A 17,291-nucleotide genomic window follows, 5' to 3' on the forward strand; every position below is an offset into this window, starting at 1 on the left:
GTATTTATGTTCTTATTCAGTTCATCTAAAATTTTAATTCCAGAAAACTCTATTCTTATTAAATGAAGACCAATCATTCCAAAAATTAGAGGAGTAAAGAAACTTAATAAAACCTGGTAAAAAACCTGTGATATTTGTTTCGTAAAAATTATTTAAACAGAAATCAAGTAATCCTAATACAAAAAAAGTTGAACCTAAAACTAAAAATAAATTTAGATTTTCTTTATTTGGTTTTAAAAAATTTACATTAGTCATTATTATTTTTCCTGGATTGCAATTCTCTTGTTGTACCAATTCATAAACATTGAAATAGCTAAACTAATTGTTAAATAAGTAGCCATCGTAATACCAACAATCTCTATAGCTCTACCTGTTTGCATCATCGCAGTTCCAGCAAATACTAAAACTAAATCTGGATAAGCGATAGCAGCTGCTAGAGAAGAGTTTTTAGTTAGGTTTAAATATTGGTTTGTTGTTGGTGGGATAATAATTCTTAAAGCTTGAGGCATTATAACTAGCTTTAAAACTTGGTTTGGTGTTAAACCAATTGATGCTGCTGCCTCTTTTTGACCTTTACCAACCCCTTGTATACCTGCTCTAACATTTTCAGCAATAAAAGTTGCTGTATATAATGTAAGAGCTAAAGTTAATGCTATTAATTCTGGTGGTATTCCAAGCCCCCCTTCAAAAGTAAAAGAAGTTTTGGCTAATTGTTTTAGTTCAGGAAAACTCCATGATAAATCAACACCTCCAACAATAAATGTTAGCGCTGGTATAATTATAAATATACCTAAAGATATTAAAAATTTAGGATACTGTTTTCCTTCTTCTTCTTGTTTTCTTTTTGCAAATTTATTGAAAAAGAAAATAATTATCATTGCAATAATTAAGTGCTACTAAAAAATACGTCAAAGTTATTCCAAACTGGTGCAACGGTATAAAGTCCTTTAATGGTCATATATGATGATCCAAAAATCAATGGAGCATCTTCTGGCATAGGTAATGCTCTTAAGTGCAGCAAAATACCAAAAAAATATCTGTAATAATAAAGGTACATTTCTAAAAAACTCTACATAAAAGCTAGCAGTTTTATTTATTAAATAGTTAGGTGATAGTCTTGCAACACCAACAATTATACCCAAAATTGTGCATAAAATAATCCCAATAAAAGATACTAATAAAGTATTTAACAATCCTACTAAATAAGCTCGACCATATGACATGGAGCCATCATAATCGATTAGTGAAAATTGAATATCAAATGAAGCTTCTTTTGATAAAAAACCAAAACCAAACTGAATACCACGGGTATCCATGTTCTCTTGTGCATTCATTGTAAAGAAACCAAATATTAAAACTATAAATAATAGAGTTAAAAATTGAGGTAAGATTTTTTTAAATTTCATTTGATTTGATACTATAAAAAAAGGGCTAGATAAATCTAGCCCTTTTTAATTAATTTATAACTTTAAATTATCTTGATGGTGGAACGTATAAAATACCACCTTTAGTCCATAATTCATTTGGACCTCTGTCTGGTAAGATACCAGTGTCAGCTATATTTCTCTTATAACTTTCACCATAGTTTCCAACTTGTTTGATAATTCTTAAGTTCCACTCGTTATCTAAACCGAATGCAGCACCCATTTCACCTTCAGCACCAACTAATCTTTTGATTTGTGGGTTTTCTGAAGTTTTCATCATGTCAGCATTAGCAGAAGTAACACCGTACTCCTCAGCTTCGATCATAGTATTTAAAGACCATCTTACGATATCTTCCCATACTGCATCACCTTGTCTAACAACAGGGCCTAATGGCTCTTTTGAAATAGTTTCAGGTAACACGATGTGATCATCAGGGTTAGTCATTTTAGTTCTTTGTGCAGCAAGACCTGATTTGTCAGTAGTGTAAGTATCACATCTACCAGCATCATAAGCAGCTACAACTTCATCAGCTTTTTCAAAAGCAACTGGAGTATAAGAAATTCCTTTAGAGTTAAAGAAGTCTCTCATGTTTAACTCAGTTGTTGTACCAATGTTAGTACAAGCTGAGATTCCATTTTTGAATTGGCTTGTTGAAGTAATTCCAGAGTCTTTTCTAACCATGAAACCTTGACCATCGTAGAAGTTTACTCCAACGAAAGTAAGTCCAATGTCAGCATCTCTAGAAAGAGTCCAAGTTGTGTTTCTTGATAAGATATCAATCTCACCAGAAGTTAAAGCTGTAAATCTTTCTTTAGCACTTAATGGTGTAAACTTAACTTTGTTTGCATCACCTAGTACTGCAGCAGCTACCGCTCTACATACATCAACGTCAACACCAGTCCAATTTCCTGCAGCGTCTGCATTAGAAAATCCTGGTAAACCTTGAGATACTCCACATCTTACAAAACCCTTCTTCTGAGTGTTTTTAAGTGTCTTAGATTTTTTAGCAGCGAAAGTTTCTGTTGTAAAAGTAAACAACACAGCAACCATTGCCACTAAAGAAGTTAATTGTTTTAAGTATTTAAACATTATTCTTCCTTTTAGTTATTTTTATTTGTTAACAAATAATTCAAATTAAATTTGAATCAGACCAACTTTCTATCATTATATAAAGTTGATCAAAGGAAAATTCTTAATATTAGAACCATTCTAACTATATGTAGTGTAGAAAAAAAATATCAGAATATATATTGATGATGGTGCGCCCTGCACGACTCGAACGTGCGACCCTCGGTTTAGAAAACCGATGCTCTATCCAGCTGAGCTAAGGGCGCAAAAATTAATACATGTACATATATAGTATTTAATTAATATTTAAAAAGAAATTTTTTAGCTATTAAAAGTAAAGATAAAAGCTCTACTCTTCCAATAATCATAAAAAAAATCATAAAAAATTTAGTTAAAAAATGTAAATCGTTAAAATTGAATTCACTCATCCCATAAGCTGAGGAATTAACAGTGTTCATTAAAGTTAAAATAGCTAATTTAAATGAGCTTTCAAAGCTAATACCACTCAAGCTTAATAAAGAAGTTAAAATAAATAACGAAATTATGAAAATCAAAATTGTTAAAAAATATTTATTTATCTCTTTGAAATCGAAATTAATTTTAGAAAATATTAACTTATTCATAAAAACATTCTTTGGTTTGCTAAAAGATAGAATTTGATTAAATGAATATTTAGTTAAAGAATATATTTTTAAAAATCTTATACCAGAACTTGTAGAAAAAAAAGATCCTCCTATTATTACTAAAATTAGATAAATGAAACTTAACCTTGATTGATCAAATTCTAAAGAGATACCAATATTAGATATACTGCTGACTAAAGACAAAAAGATGTAAGTAAAATTATTATCAAAACTAAAAAAAGTAAAAAAAATTGTGACAATAAATAAAAAATACAAAAATAAATGAATATCTTCGTAGAAAAAATTAAGATTCTTATCTCTTATTAAAATCAAATTATAAATAAAAAAAATACTAAAAAAAGAAACTAACATTAATAATGAAAAAATTACTATTTGTGATTGATTAGTAAGAATTAATGAAAGGTCATTAGTTGGTAAAAAACCACCTGATGAAATTATTGTCATTGATAAATTTAAGGAGTTAAAAGATCTAATGTCGAAAATATTTAATATAAAAAAAATTGATAATGTTATCGCAGAATATAATATAAATATTTTAACTGTTTGTTTTAATATTTCAGAACTATTAAATGATAAAAAATTTGTTAGTGATTTTTTTAAACTATCATCATAAATATCTATTAAAAAAATAATTGAAAATAAAAAATATAAACCACCTATCCATTGAATAGAGGATCTCCATAAGATTAACCCTTGATCAATATGTTTTATATTGTCAAAAATTGTAAATCCAGTTGAGGTAAAACCTGAAACAGACTCAAAAATAGAGTTTAAAAAAGTTAAATTATAAATACTAAAGTAAAAAGGTAATGATAGTATTAACGGGAGTAAAATATAGCCTAAAAAAACAGTTAAAATTTTTTCAAAAATAGATGGTTTTTTAGTTATCTCTTTTATCTTGTAGAAAAGCAGACCAATGGCTAGTGATGAAAATAAACTAAAATAGTATGTGTTGAGATTCAAATATAGATTAAAATAGTAAGAGTAGATGATATTAAAAAATGAAAAGATCGATATTAATATAAAAAAAAAACTAAGATATTTTACTCTGAAAAGAGACATTTGAATTTATATAGAGCTTATTCTAAATATGTTTTCTACTACTGAAATGGAGTCTTTTTTTGCTAAAAAAACAACTCTATCATCTTTTTGAAATACAAAGTTTGATCTAGGTATCACTACTTTATCATCTCGTAAAACTGCGCCTATTCTTATTTCCGATGGTAAATTTGAATTTTTTAATTCTTTATTAATTAATTCTGAGGTCTCAATAATTTCAGCTTCAATAACCTCATACTCTCCATTTAAAATTGTATAAGCTGTTTCTATTGTTCCTTTGTGAATATGTTTAAGAATACTTGAAACTGTGTTCATTCTTGGATCAATCAAATCATCTATTTTTAGAGAGTTCTGTAATAATGAATAATTTGGCTTGTTAATCAAAGCCATTGTTCTTTTATCATTAATTTTTTTGTCATCTTTTGCAAACTTTTCAACAAGAACACTTACCATTAAATTATCTTCATCATCATTTGTAAGAGCTAACACCGTTTCTGCTTCTTCTAAATTTGCCTCAACCAACACCTCTTCATCAAGTGCGTCACCATTAATTACAATAGTGTTATTTAATTCATTTGCTAAAAATTCAGACCGATCTTTATCTTTTTCGATAATTTTAACTCTTACAGCATCTAAGCTCTCCTCAAGGTTCTTTGCAAGATTAAAGCCGATATTGCCCCCACCAACAATTAGTATTTTTTTTGATACTTTTTCAGTATGACCAAATGCTTCTAGTGTTTGGGACATTTGAGAAGAATTTATAATTACATAAATCTTATCATCTTTTTGAATATCATCATTTTTTTTAGGGATTAAAAATTTATCTCCTCTTATGACACCAATAATATTTGCATCAAGATTAGGATGTTTTTTTGTTAATTCATTCAGTTTAATATTAATTAGATTACAATTATCATTAATCAAGATTTCTAATAATCTAATTTTATTGTCAGCAAAAGGGACACTATCTAAAGCTCCAGGTGCTTCTAATTTTCTTTGAATAGATTTTGCTATTTCTAACTCAGGTGAAATAATTACATCGATTGGTAAATTTTCTTTATTGTAAACAGTAGTAAATTTTGGATTTAAATAATCTTGAGATCTAATTCTAGCAATTTTTTTTGGAATATTAAAAATAGAAAAAGCTATTTGACAAATAACCATATTAATTTCATCGTTACGTGTAACAGCTATAATCATATCTGTTTCTGATGCGTTGGCTTTTTCTAATATTGATGGATAAGTGGCTTTACCGACTATAGCTTTTACATCTAATGATTCATCAATTTTTTGAATATCTTCACTAGATTGATCAATAACAGTAATTGAATGACCCTGTTCACTAAGTTGTTTGGCTATAGTAAAACCTACTCTGCCAGCACCACAAATAATTATATTCATTTTAATTAAATTCTTTTATTCCCAAGATTTTTAGTTTTCTATGTAAAGCTGTTCTTTCCATACCAACAAAATTTGCTGTTTTTGAAATATTGCCATTAAATTTTTTAAGTTGGATAGTTAAATACTCTTTTTCAAACTTTTCTCTAGCTTCTTTTAATGGTACAGAAAGGCTATTTTCTGCAATCTGATTGTCAAAATTATCAATTTTTAATGACTCCTTAATAATATTTGAGATTTTGTCTTTGGTATCAGGTTGCAATATTGCAATTCTTTCAATTAAGTTTCTTAATTCTCTAACATTACCTTTCCAATTGTGATTTAAAATATAACTATTGTTCTCATCAATTTCTAACTCTTTAATATTGTAGTTTGCTGATATTTTTTTGGAAAAATATTTAATTAATAACGGAATATCTGAAATTCTTTGACTTAAAGGTTCAATATTTATTTCAAACACATTTATTCTATGAAACAGATCTTCTCTAAAGTTTCCTAATTGAATTTCTTTTTTTAAATCTTTGCTTGATGAACAAATTAATCTTACATCAACACTGACATCATTATTCCCATTAACTCTTTTAAATTTTTGATCAATTAACACTCGTAAGATTTTTGATTGAATATCAAGTGGTATCTCTGAAATTTGATCAATTAGTAAAGTTCCCTTGTTGGATTTTTCAAGAGCTCCGTATGATATCGATCCATTTTCTTTTTCTTCGCCAAATAATTCAAGTTCATATTTATTTGAATCTAATAAAGCACCATTTAAAACAACAAATTGATTCTTATTTCTTATAGAGTTTTTGTGTATTTTTCTTGCTACCAGTTCTTTTCCAGATCCAGAGGGGCCACATATAAAAACTCTACTTTCTGTTAACGAAATCTTTTTTATTTGATCAACTATATTAGTTGTGTTTTTACTGTTGCCAATTAGATCGTAAGAAGAAAATAATTTACTTTCATATTCTCTATTTTGTTTTTTGAGGTTATAGTTTTCAACAGCACGACTTACAAAATTTAACAATCTTTCTTGATCAAATGGTTTTTCTATAAATTCAAAAGCACCATGATGCAAAGATTTTATAGCCATTTCAATATTTGCGTGACCTGAAATTATTATAACGGGAACATCCTTATTCTTAGTTTTAATATGTGATAAAAGTTCAATTCCATCGTTATCTCCTTTATCTAATTTAACATCTAATATAGCAACATCAGGAAGTTTTTTGTCTATTTCAGCTAAAGCTTGATTAAAATTGGCAGCAATTCTTGTTTTGTAACCAGCATCTATAATTAATTCATTAATGATATTTCTTATATCAGCATTATCATCAACTATTAAAATTTCAGCGCTCATTGTTTTGTAAATATAATCTTTATTATTGCTCCGTCAGTTTTTGATATAAATTCAATATTCCCATTGTGATCATTAATTATTTTATTAACTATTGATAGACCTAATCCGGTCCCCTTTTTTTTTGTTGTAAAGTATGGATTTAAAATTTCTTTAATATTATTGTTCAAATTTTTGAATCCTATACCAGTATCATTAATGACAAGACTTATATGACTATCAAAATTGTTAAGTTCAATAGTAATATTTTTGTTAAAATCACTTACTTTTTCAGCTTTTTGCTGGATACTTTCAATTGAATTTTTAATTAAATTAAGAAAAACTCTACTTAATTGTTCTTTATCACCATCAAAAAATAATTGCTGATTATTATGCGTAAAATCAATTTTAATGGTCAGGTCTAATTCTTGTAACAATTTAATATTATCATTTATTAATATAATTAGATCATTTTTTTGAAAAATTGGTTTTGGCATTCTTGCAAAATCAGAAAATTCATTAACTAATTTTTCTATTTGTTTAATTTGGTTATTAATAATCTTTAAATTTTCATTAAAATTTTCCTTATTTTTTTTATCTAATTCGTTTGAGTATTTATTTTTTAATCTGTCAATGGTTAATTGAATTGGTGTTAGTGGGTTTTTAATTTCATGAGCAAGTTTTCTTGCTAGACTACCCCAAGCTTCATGTCGTTCATTTAAAACTAATTTTTCTTGTTGATCTTTCAATCGAACAATCATTTGATTAAAATTTTTATTTAATATCTCTAAATCTTTATCAGTTTTAACTTCAGGGACTTTAATGTCCAAATTTCCTTGTCCAATTGAAGTGGAGGCTAAAATCAAATTATTAATTGATCTAAAGAATCTAGATGAAAATCTAATAGCTATTGAAATAGATATAAATAATAAAAGTGAAACAATAATAATATAAATTATTGCAAATGAAATTTTTATACCTGTGCTTTTTTCTTCAACCGTATAATAAAAATTTATAGCCTCTTCTGTTTCAGTTAAATATTTTGAAATATCTTTATCAAGATATTTAACTACATAAATAAATCTATCGTTAAAATTCTGAAGGCGCATAATAGCAGCCGATCTATTTTCTAGAGCATTAATAATTTTTAAAGGACGATCATCATCCAATACAAGATTTAAAGCTTCATCAACTGGAGGTATATATAAATCATCATTCTCTAATGTTGAGAATAATGGTTTTTTTTTTAAATCAATTATATGGATTTCATCAACACCTCTTATTAATTTTTGAGTTTGTAAAAACCTTTCATATTCTTTTTCATTATCATTTAAAAATTTTTTACTTTTATTTACATCAAAAGCAATAAGAACTATTTCTGATTGAATTTTATTTCTAACTTCATCAACATAATCTCTAGCTAATTCATAAGAGTTATTTACAACTGTTGTAACTTTTTTGTCAAAATATTTCTCAAGAGCAAATGAAAAAAGAAATAAAGAAAAAATTGATATTAGTAAAGAAGGTATAAAAGTAAATAACGCAAAGTATGTGATGTATTTTTTATTTGAATTAATCCCATCCGCATCAATATCATTTTTGATAGTTTTTTTAATTTCTAAAAAAATAAAAATAAAAAGAAATGCGAGTAAAACAATATTTAGAACTAATAAATACTGTAAATTCTGACTTGAAAGTTCTACGGGGCTTTTATCAATAAAAGTTAAAAAAGTTAAAAAACCTATAGATAATGTGATAATAAATAGGAGAATTAAATATATGTTTTTTCTAATAAAATCGTGCATTCTTAAATAATAATTACCTTAAATGATGAATAATTATTTTATAATACTTGCCTCCGGACAAAGCAAAAGATTTAATTCAAACCAATTAAAACAATTTATTACCTATAAAAATAAAGCTCTTTTTGAACATTCTTTAGATAAAGCAATGAACTCAAAACTTTTTAAGAAAATAATTTTAGTTGTTAATGAAAAAAAACAAATCAAAAAAAAATATTCCAAAGATGTTGTTATTATTAAGGGTGGTAAAGAAAGATCAGATTCTTCATTGATTGCTTTAAAATATATTAAAAAATTTAAACCAAGTAATGTTTTAATTCATGATGCGGCCCGACCAAATTTCACAATTAAACTTTTAAAAAGATTAATTAAATCACTTCAAACAAATAAAGCATCTATACCTGTAATTTCATCAAAAGATTCGATTAAATATAAAGTTAAGAATCAATTATTTAATCTTGATAAAAAAAATTCTTATTTAACACAAACACCACAGGCATTTAAGTTTAAAGATATTTATAATTTATCCATAAAACAAAAAAAAATAATTCAAGATGAAGCAACTTTATTTATTAACAACAATTTTAAAATAAAATTTATAAATGGTGAAATTTTAAATGATAAGATTACCTTTAAAGAAGATATCAACAATATTAAAACTTTTTTTGGAATTGGATTTGATATTCATAGATTAGTTAAAGATAAAAAACTTTATTTAGGCGGTATTAAAATCCCTTTTCATTCAGGTTTAAAAGGTCACTCAGATGGAGATGTAATTTTACATTCAGTAATTGACTCATTATTAGGTGCAATGAGAAAAAAAGATATAGGAACTTTTTTTCCAGATAATAGAAATAAATTTAAAAATATAAGATCTCCAAAAATGCTCAAACCCATTGTTGATATTTTAAATAGAAGCAATTTCTACATTAATAATTTAGATATTAATTTGATATGTGAACAACCTAAAGTTTCCAAATATAGAAATAAAATAATAAATTCTTTATCTGATTTATTAAATTTAGATAAAGATTTAATTAATTTAAAAGGTAAAACAGTTGAAAAATTAGGATTAATTGGAAAGGAAAAAGCAATAGCTTGTGAAGTTATTTGCTCAATATCACAATGAAGAAAATAAATGTACTGATATCAACTTTCTTTGGTTATGGTTATTTAACTAAAATACCGGGGACTGTTACATCATTAGTTACTACCATATTTATTTATATCGCATATGAATACCTTGAGTATACTGATCTTAAATTTTCAATAATTTTTTTTACTCTTTTATTTTTCTATTCATTTTATGCAGTTAAAGATGCAGAAAGTGAGTTTAAGAATAAAGACCCAAGACAAATAGTTATTGATGAAGTTTTAGGTCAAGCTATGCCTTTAATATTGTTGCTATATTTAAACCAAACTAATCAACTAAATATGCAAATCGAAATATATTATGTATTGTCATTCATATTGTTTAGGTTTTTTGATATTGTAAAGCCATTTCCTGTTAGCTATTTTGATAAAAATTTTAAAAACTATTTTGGAATAATCATGGACGATATAATGGCTGGATTATATTCAATGATATTAATCTACCTAATAAGTCTTAAATTCTAATGAGTATTCAATTACTTCATAAAAAATTAATTAAAAAAAAATTAACTATATCGATTGCTGAGTCTTGTACTGGTGGATTGCTGGCTCATAATTTAACTAAATTAGCTAACTCATCAAAATATTTTCAAATGGGACTAACTACTTACTCCAATCAAGCTAAAATTAAGATTCTTAGAGTAAATAAGAAAATTATAAATAAATATGGGGCGGTTAGTTATGAATGTTGTAAGGCAATGGTTGAAAATTTATCTAAAATTTCAAAAAGTAAAATAAATGTTTCTATTACTGGAATTGCTGGCCCCGGTGGTTCTACAAAAAATAAGCCTATTGGTCTTGTTTATATTGGTTTTAAAAAAGATAAAACAATGTTTGTTGAAGAAAATAAATTTCAATCAAAAAAACGGATTCAGATACAAAGAGCTACCGTCAAAAAAGTAATTAATATTATTTTAAAATTAATTTAATGGATCCTCTATAGGTCTATAAAGATCTTCTGCTCTTTTTTGAAAAGCATCTGCTATCTTATTCAAACCAAATTCAAAAGACTTTGACATCAAAATATTTAAGAATTTATTCTCAATTTCAAAATCAATATCAAAAAAAATTTCGGTACCACCTTTTGTTTCATTAAAATTCCAATTATTTTCTAAATGATTTAATGGACCTCCTATATTGGTTACATTTATAGTACTATTTTCTTTGTCAAATTTTACATCACTTTTATAGGTATCTTTAAATGGTCCTTTGCCAATGGTAAGGTCGGCAATGATTAAAGTTTGATTACCCTCTGTATTTCTTTCATAAACATGTGAGTCCAAACAAAAAGGAACAAACTCTGGATATTTTTCAATATCAAGAACTAAATCAACAAGTTGATCTTTTTTACATTCAATTAATCTCTTAACTGATGCTTTAGGCATTAATGTTGATTTAATCTGTTTTGTTGAAGTTTAGCAAAATCTTCATCAGCGTGGTAGGAAGATCTTGTTAAGGGAGATGAAGAAACTAATAAAAATCCTTTTGCCTTAGCAATAGTTGCTAAATCATCAAATTCTTTAGGAGTATAATATCTATCAAGAGGATAATGTTTTGTTGAAGGTTGCAAATATTGTCCAATAGTTAAGAAATCAACATCTGCAGCTTTTAAATCATCCATTACTTGCAAAATTTCATCTCTACTTTCACCTAATCCAACCATAATTCCAGATTTAGTGAAAACATTCTTGTTAACTTTTTTAGCATTTTTTAAAAGTTCTAATGAAGAAAAATATCTTGAGCCAGGTCTAACTTTTAAATACAAACTTGGCACTGTTTCAATATTATGATTAAACACATCAGGATTTGCATCTAATACTCTTTTATAAGCATCTCCTTTTCTTAAAAAATCTGGAGTAAGGACTTCGATTGTAGTATTTGGATTTTGTTTTCTTGTTTGATTTATTGTTTCATAAAAATGTTCTGATCCTCCATCTTCTAAATCATCTCTATCTACAGATGTGATAACAACATGTTTCAAATTTAATTTTTTTACAGCTTGAGCAATTTTAACTGGCTCTAATTGATCTAATTTTCCAGGCAAACCAGTTTTAACATCACAAAAAGCACATGCTCTTGTGCACGTATCACCCATTATCATAAATGTTGCATGTCTCTTACTCCAACACTCAGTAATATTAGGGCAGTTAGCTTCCTGACAAACGGTTACTAGGTTATTATTATTAACTATTGTTTTTGTTAAGAAAAACTCTTTACTGTTTGAAAGTTTTGACCTTATCCAGTCTGGTTTTTTCTTAATTGGGTTGATTGGTTTATTTTCTTTTTCTGGATGTCTAGTTTTCATCATTTTTAATTATATAGATTGTCTCACCTTCTTTACCAAATAAAAACCTTTCTCTAATTAGAGTTTCCACATAATCAAGATCCAAATTTGTGCTTAATAATGAGTTCTTATGGTCCATATCTGTTATTTTACTAGTTAAAGATTTTTCTTCTTTTTTCAAGTTAGACATAAGTTCTTTTTTTTCAATGTAGGAAAATAGCCCTCTTTCACCAGATACAAGATTAAAACTAAAGTATAAAATCAAAAATATTGATATTAATAAAAAATAATTTCTTTTTATTAATCTTAACATTAATCGATTTTATTCATCCTCGCTTTTTTTCCAAGCTCTTCTTCAATACGAATTAATTGATTGTATTTAGCAACTCTCTCAGATCTTGCTAATGATCCAGTTTTTATTTGATTAGAATTTGTCCCAACAGCTAAGTCTGCAATAAATGTATCTTCACTCTCTCCAGATCGATGAGATATGATTGTTTTATAACCTATGGTTTGGGCAAATTTAATAACATCTAAAGTCTCAGAAACTGTACCAATTTGATTGAGTTTAATCAAAATTGAATTGGATGAAATATTCAAAAAACCTTTTTTCAGTCTTTCAAGATTAGTCACATATAAGTCGTCTCCAACAATTTGAACATTGTTGACTGATTTCATTAATTTATTCCAAGCAATCCAATCATTTTCTGCAAAAGGATCTTCTATTGATTTGATCTTGTATTTGTTAATAATTTTTTGATATTCTTTAATAGATTTTTCTACAGAGATATAACTTTTGGAATGTATGGAATATTTAGTCTCTTTAAATAACTCATTGGCCGCAACATCAAGACATATGGAAACATCTTCTCCATTTTTAAAACCTGCTTTTTTAATTGCAGAAACAATTAAATCTAGGGCCTGATTGTTGCTACTGATCATTGGAGCAAAGCCTCCTTCATCACCAACAGATGTTGATAAACCCTTATCTTTAATCAACTTACTTAGGCTTTTAATAACTAAAAAACAAACTCTCGTCGCTTCTGAGAAAGTTTTTGCTCGATCTGGTCTGATCATAAATTCTTGGATTCTAAGGCCATTGTTAGCATGTGCCCCACCATTAATTATATTCATTAAAGGATATGGTAGTTGAAAATTTTTCTTTACTGAAAATGTTTTATATAAAGGTAACTTCTTAACTTTGGCTGAAAGTTTTTTAACAGCCATAGAAACAGCTAACATTGCATTTGCTCCGAGGTTTGTTTTTTGTCTTGTGCCATCAAGGTTTATTAAAAGAGTATCAATTCGTACTTGGTTATGAATATTTTGACCTTTTAAATTTTTTGAAATTTTTGTATTAACTAAATTTACTGCACCAAAAACACTTTTTCCTAAATATCTTTTATTATTTTTATCTCTTTTTTCATAAGCTTCGTAGGTTCCAGTAGATGCTCCAGATGGACAGATGGCCGAAGCACTATTATTTTTTACATAAACTTCAGCTTCAACTGTTGGATTTCCCCTGCTATCAAAGACTTGACGTGCTTTTACTTTTAAGATTTTGCTCACTACTTTTTAATTAAGTTATCAATATCAGTTAGTTGTTTAAGTAAATTTTCTAATTTATCCAATGGAACCATATTTGGTCCATCAGATGGTGCGTGATCAGGGTCCTGATGAGTTTCAATGAATACTCCTGCAACACCGACAGCAACAGCAGCTCTTGCTAAATATTCAACAAACTCTCTTTGTCCGCCAGAAGACTCGCCTTGTCCGCCAGGTTGTTGTACTGAATGTGTTGCATCAAAAATTACTGGATAACCATTCTTAGCCATGATGGGTAGTGATCTCATATCTGATACTAAAGTATTGTACCCAAAACTAGCCCCTCTTTCTGTAACTAAAATATTTTCATTTCCAGAGTCTGATATTTTTTTAGTAACATTAACCATGTCCCATGGAGCTAAGAACTGTCCCTTTTTAACATTTATAATCTTATTCGTTTTTGCAGCAGCAATTAAAAGATCTGTTTGTCTGCATAAAAATGCTGGTATCTGTAAAATATCAACATGATCTTTTAATAATGAACATTGTTCTGCGTTATGAATGTCTGTTAAAATTGGAACGTTTAGTTCTTTTTTAATTTTATCAAATACTGGAAGGGAAGCTTCTAAACCTGCCCCTCTTACACCTTTTAGACTGGTTCTATTAGCTTTATCAAACGAAGTTTTATAAATAAATCCAAGATCAAATTTTTTAGTAATTTCTTGAATTTTACCTGCCATATCCATTGCATGTTGTTCTGTTTCAAGCTGACAAGGTCCAGCAATAATGCAAATTTTATTATTATTTGAAATTTCTATTTTTCCACAATTAACTTTTTTACTATTCATTTATGATTTTTTGCTGCTTTGATAAAAGATGAGAATAAAGGATGAGGAGCTAAAGGTCTAGATTTAAATTCTGGATGAAATTGTACCCCAATAAACCACGGGTGATTTTTTAACTCTATAATTTCTGGTAATTTATTATCTGGTGATAATCCTGAAAAAATCATACCTTTTTTTTCAAATTTTTCTTTAAAAGCAATATTCACTTCATACCTGTGTCTATGTCTCTCATGAATTGTTTTAGATTTATATATCTTTCTTATTAATGTATTGGTTTTTAACTTGGCCTCATATGAACCCAATCTCATTGTTCCACCTAGATCTTTATCAGTACCCTTAATCATTTTTCCGTCTCTGGTCCATTCGTTAATTAATCCAATAATTGGTAATCCTTTTTTGTCAAATTCACTTGATGTGGCATTTTTTAAACTTAATTGATTTCGAGCAAATTCAATAATTGCCATTTGCATTCCATAACAAATTCCTAAGAAAGGAACTTTATTTAATCTAGCATATTTAATTGCCTCAATTTTTCCATCTGTTCCTCTTTTTCCAAATCCACCTGGGATCAATATTCCTGAAATATTTTTGAGCTTTACCTTAATTTCAGAAACTTTTAATTTTTCAGAATCTATTCTAACTAGATTTACTTTTATCTTATTATCAATGCCACCATGAGTTAATGCTTCATCTAAGGATTTATAAGCATCTTTAAGCTCAACATACTTACCAATGATTGCAATATTTACTTCCTTTTTGTTGTTAAGAATAATTTTAGTTATTTTTTTCCAAGGACTTAAGTTTGCAGATTTCTTAGATTTTAGTTTGAAATAATCTAAAACTTGAATGTCTAACTTTTCTTTAAAAAAACTCATGGGAGCTTCGTAAATAGTTCTGACATCAACTGTTTCAATTACATTCTTAATGTCTACATTACAAAATAAAGAAATTTTCTTTCTATGTTCAAGCGGTATTGGTCTTTCCGATCTACAAATTATTATGTCTGGCTGAATTCCAATACTTCTTAATTCTTTAACTGAATGTTGAGTTGGTTTTGTTTTGATTTCATCAGAAGCCTTTAAATAAGGAACCAATGTTAAATGAATAAACAATGCATTTTTTTTACCTACATCATTTGCAAACTGCCTAATTGCTTCGACAAATGGTAAACTTTCTATATCTCCTACAATTCCTCCAATTTCACAAATTACAAAATCCTCTTTTGAAGAGTCGTTTTTAATAAACTGTTTAATGCGATCTGTGATGTGAGGAATTACTTGAACTGTTTTTCCTAAATATTCACCTTTTCTCTCTTTTTTAAGAACATCACTGTAAATTTTTCCAGTTGTGATATTGTCTGATTTTTTTGATGATACTCCAGAAAATCTCTCGTAATGACCTAAATCTAAATCAGTTTCCGCACCATCATCGGTTACATAAACTTCTCCGTGTTGAAATGGACTCATAGTTCCAGGGTCTACGTTAAGATATGGATCTAATTTTCTTAATCTAACTTTATAACCTCTGGATTGTAATAAATAAGCAAGTGAAGCTGAAGAGAGCCCTTTTCCTAATGAAGAAACCACACCGCCGGTGACAAAAATGTATCGCGCCATGGAACTATCTTATAGCGAATAAAAATTGAATTGAAAACTATTAATTAATTATTTTCTGGAATTGAAGGCGTATCTTCTGTTTTCTCTTCAATTGTATCTAAAACAGAACTTGTTGGTGTTAATTCAGCTCTGGAAATAATAGTTAATGCTAAACTACAAATTATAAAAAGAGTAGCAACAATCGCTGTAGCTTTAGTCATAAAACCACCCGCAGATCTTGATAGCATGAAATTTTCCTGAGAAACTCCTATGCCTAGAGCGCCTCCTTCAGATCTTTGCAAAAGTATTAAAGATACTAAAATCAGAGCTAAAATGATGTTAATTACAAGAAGTATGTTTTCCATGTTGGGTTAATTAAAGGTTTTTTTAATTATATCAATAAATTTTTTTGAATTTTGTGAGGCTCCACCAATCAAAAAACCATCAATAATGTTGATATCTTTTAATTCAGTAATATTTTTATTGTTTACTGAACCACCATACAAAACTTTTGGAACTTTTCTACGAAATTTACTTTTAATATATGAAATTGAATTTAATAAATCTTTTGATTTTGGAATTAAGCCTGTTCCAATAGACCATACGGGTTCATAAGCTATAATGATATCTGAAGTATCTTTAATAGAGCTTAATCCGTTATTAATTTGTTTTGCTAAAACCTTGTTAGTTAGTTTTTTTCTTTTTTCACTCAGTGTTTCCCCAATACAAAAAATGACTTTTAAATTTGATTTAATTGCGCTCTTTATTTTTAGATTAATTAATTTGTCTGTCTCACCAGATTGCCTATTTTCTGAATGTCCCAATATAACATATTTAGCTCCAACATTTTTTAACATTTTAGAATTTACATGACCTGTGAAAGCTCCATAGTTTTCACTCTCATGACAATTTTGTGCTCCGACTTCTAGATTTGTTTTTTTTAACCTTTTTGATAATGGGCGTATAAGAGTGCTAGGTGGGCAATAAATAATTCTGAACTTACTAATTTTATTATTTTTTGAAAATTTTATAACGCTATCAAGTGAATTTAATGTTCTTAAATCACCAAACATTTTCCAATTAGCTATAAAATACATATATTTATTTGTCATAATTGAAATTTTAATCTATAGATTTG

At 27.5% G+C, this 17,291-nt stretch carries 19 protein-coding genes and 1 tRNA gene; 3 read left to right on the forward strand and 17 right to left on the reverse strand.

Going from position 1 to position 17,291, the window contains the following annotated elements:
- Positions 1-33: 33 nt before the first annotated feature.
- The 9 genes from Q0X98_RS05930 to Q0X98_RS05970 all read right to left on the reverse strand — a co-directional run bounded on the left by Q0X98_RS05930 (position 34) and on the right by Q0X98_RS05970 (position 8,735).
- The gene (locus Q0X98_RS05930) at positions 34-255 is read right to left on the reverse strand and encodes a hypothetical protein (RefSeq protein WP_297682053.1); all 222 of its coding nucleotides are present in this window, start codon (positions 253-255) and stop codon (positions 34-36) included.
- Positions 256-257: 2 nt separating this feature from the next.
- On the reverse strand, positions 258-878 hold the full coding sequence (locus Q0X98_RS05935) for an ABC transporter permease subunit (RefSeq protein ID WP_297682054.1): 621 nt from the start codon (positions 876-878) through the stop codon (positions 258-260).
- A 69-nt stretch (positions 879-947) separates the two neighbouring features.
- Complete coding sequence (locus Q0X98_RS05940) at positions 948-1,406, reverse strand: ABC transporter permease subunit (protein WP_297682055.1); 459 nt, start codon at positions 1,404-1,406, stop codon at positions 948-950.
- Positions 1,407-1,473: 67 nt separating this feature from the next.
- Positions 1,474-2,514 carry an amino acid ABC transporter substrate-binding protein gene (locus Q0X98_RS05945; RefSeq protein WP_297682056.1) on the reverse strand — a complete coding sequence of 347 codons (1,041 nt, stop codon included), beginning with the start codon at positions 2,512-2,514 and terminating at the stop codon, positions 1,474-1,476.
- 168 nt (positions 2,515-2,682) lie between these two features.
- A tRNA-Arg gene (locus tag Q0X98_RS05950) sits at positions 2,683-2,759 on the reverse strand.
- Positions 2,760-2,792: 33 nt separating this feature from the next.
- The gene (locus tag Q0X98_RS05955) at positions 2,793-4,100 is read right to left on the reverse strand and encodes a potassium transporter TrkG (protein ID WP_297682057.1); all 1,308 of its coding nucleotides are present in this window, start codon (positions 4,098-4,100) and stop codon (positions 2,793-2,795) included.
- A gap of 105 nt (positions 4,101-4,205) precedes the next feature.
- Positions 4,206-5,597 carry a Trk system potassium transporter TrkA gene (gene trkA, locus Q0X98_RS05960; RefSeq protein WP_297682058.1) on the reverse strand — a complete coding sequence of 464 codons (1,392 nt, stop codon included), beginning with the start codon at positions 5,595-5,597 and terminating at the stop codon, positions 4,206-4,208.
- Between the two features lies 1 nt (position 5,598).
- Positions 5,599-6,954, reverse strand: a complete 1,356-nt coding sequence (locus tag Q0X98_RS05965) for a sigma-54 dependent transcriptional regulator (protein WP_297682059.1) — start codon at positions 6,952-6,954, stop codon at positions 5,599-5,601.
- Positions 6,951-8,735: an ATP-binding protein gene (locus tag Q0X98_RS05970; RefSeq protein WP_297682060.1), complete on the reverse strand. Its 1,785-nt coding sequence runs from the start codon at positions 8,733-8,735 to the stop codon at positions 6,951-6,953. Before Q0X98_RS05970 ends, Q0X98_RS05965 begins: the two co-directional genes overlap by 4 nt.
- 22 nt (positions 8,736-8,757) lie before the next feature.
- On the opposite strand from Q0X98_RS05970, the gene ispF reads away from it, so the two are divergent.
- From ispF to Q0X98_RS05985, 3 genes are read left to right on the forward strand one after another with little or no spacing between them, the layout of a single operon-like run.
- A complete protein-coding gene (ispF, locus tag Q0X98_RS05975; RefSeq protein WP_297682061.1) occupies positions 8,758-9,861 on the forward strand; it encodes a 2-C-methyl-D-erythritol 2,4-cyclodiphosphate synthase in 1,104 nt (367 codons plus the stop codon).
- Positions 9,858-10,349: a phosphatidylglycerophosphatase A gene (locus Q0X98_RS05980; protein ID WP_297682062.1), complete on the forward strand. Its 492-nt coding sequence runs from the start codon at positions 9,858-9,860 to the stop codon at positions 10,347-10,349. The genes ispF and Q0X98_RS05980 overlap by 4 nt, the downstream gene beginning before the upstream one ends.
- Positions 10,349-10,813, forward strand: coding sequence for a CinA family protein (locus Q0X98_RS05985; RefSeq protein ID WP_297682063.1), 465 nt, complete (start codon positions 10,349-10,351; stop codon positions 10,811-10,813). Before Q0X98_RS05980 ends, Q0X98_RS05985 begins: the two co-directional genes overlap by 1 nt.
- Here Q0X98_RS05985 and Q0X98_RS05990 read toward each other — a convergent pair.
- Genes Q0X98_RS05990 through Q0X98_RS06025 form a run of 8 tightly spaced genes read right to left on the reverse strand, consistent with a single transcriptional unit; the run spans position 10,805 to position 17,265 of the window.
- A complete protein-coding gene (locus tag Q0X98_RS05990) occupies positions 10,805-11,269 on the reverse strand; it encodes a type II toxin-antitoxin system RatA family toxin (protein WP_297682064.1) in 465 nt (154 codons plus the stop codon). The two genes, Q0X98_RS05985 and Q0X98_RS05990, sit on opposite strands and share 9 nt — an antisense overlap.
- A complete protein-coding gene (gene lipA, locus Q0X98_RS05995) occupies positions 11,269-12,189 on the reverse strand; it encodes a lipoyl synthase (RefSeq protein ID WP_320415285.1) in 921 nt (306 codons plus the stop codon). Before lipA ends, Q0X98_RS05990 begins: the two co-directional genes overlap by 1 nt.
- Positions 12,179-12,481: a septum formation initiator family protein gene (locus tag Q0X98_RS06000; RefSeq protein WP_297682066.1), complete on the reverse strand. Its 303-nt coding sequence runs from the start codon at positions 12,479-12,481 to the stop codon at positions 12,179-12,181. Before Q0X98_RS06000 ends, lipA begins: the two co-directional genes overlap by 11 nt.
- Complete coding sequence (eno, locus tag Q0X98_RS06005; RefSeq protein WP_297682067.1) at positions 12,481-13,737, reverse strand: phosphopyruvate hydratase; 1,257 nt, start codon at positions 13,735-13,737, stop codon at positions 12,481-12,483. Before eno ends, Q0X98_RS06000 begins: the two co-directional genes overlap by 1 nt.
- Positions 13,737-14,561 (reverse strand): 3-deoxy-8-phosphooctulonate synthase, encoded by an 825-nt coding sequence (kdsA, locus tag Q0X98_RS06010; protein WP_297682068.1) that lies wholly within the window; start codon positions 14,559-14,561, stop codon positions 13,737-13,739. Before kdsA ends, eno begins: the two co-directional genes overlap by 1 nt.
- Positions 14,558-16,174 (reverse strand): CTP synthase, encoded by a 1,617-nt coding sequence (locus tag Q0X98_RS06015; protein WP_297682069.1) that lies wholly within the window; start codon positions 16,172-16,174, stop codon positions 14,558-14,560. The genes kdsA and Q0X98_RS06015 overlap by 4 nt, the downstream gene beginning before the upstream one ends.
- Positions 16,175-16,218: 44 nt before the next feature.
- A complete protein-coding gene (secG, locus tag Q0X98_RS06020; protein WP_028037049.1) occupies positions 16,219-16,518 on the reverse strand; it encodes a preprotein translocase subunit SecG in 300 nt (99 codons plus the stop codon).
- 6 nt (positions 16,519-16,524) lie between these two features.
- The gene (locus Q0X98_RS06025; protein ID WP_297682070.1) at positions 16,525-17,265 is read right to left on the reverse strand and encodes a triose-phosphate isomerase family protein; all 741 of its coding nucleotides are present in this window, start codon (positions 17,263-17,265) and stop codon (positions 16,525-16,527) included.
- Between the last annotated feature and the right edge of the window lie 26 nt (positions 17,266-17,291).

Origin of the sequence: uncultured Candidatus Pelagibacter sp. (assembly GCF_943788075.1) — a bacterium.
In the GTDB taxonomy this organism is placed as follows: Bacteria; Pseudomonadota; Alphaproteobacteria; order Pelagibacterales; family Pelagibacteraceae; genus Pelagibacter.